The sequence below is a fragment of the Pseudomonas sp. TJI-51 genome, assembly GCF_000190455.2.
GTDB lineage: Bacteria > Pseudomonadota > Gammaproteobacteria > Pseudomonadales > Pseudomonadaceae > Aquipseudomonas > Aquipseudomonas juntendi.
This window is the reverse complement of the sequence record NZ_AEWE02000182.1, coordinates 1-258: the sequence shown is the minus strand read 5'-3', so window position 1 is coordinate 258 and position 258 is coordinate 1. Positions and strand designations below refer to the sequence as shown.

1 pseudogene is annotated in these 258 nt (G+C 60.1%); it reads right to left on the bottom strand.

Annotated features, from left to right (window positions below):
* A pseudogene (locus tag G1E_RS29995) lies at positions 1–201 on the bottom strand (aminotransferase); the annotation flags it as partial.
* Between the last annotated feature and the right edge of the window lie 57 nt (positions 202–258).

Below are 258 nucleotides of genomic sequence, written 5' to 3'. Positions count from 1 at the left end.
GCGCAGCGCCGGCAGGCCGGTCATCGGCGAGTACTGGTTATGCCCGGCGGCCACATGCCGGCCTACTGCATCGAGCAGTGCCTGTGGGCCATTGAAATCGGGAAACCCCTGCGACAGGTTCAACGCGCCAGTTTGCACGGCGAGCTGGGACATGGTGGTGAAGATGGTCGTGCCGACATTCGGCAGTTTGCTGCGGATCATGGAGCCCTCTTTCCTGGGGACTGAGAGCTATAAGCTACAAGTTTCAAGCTACAAGCT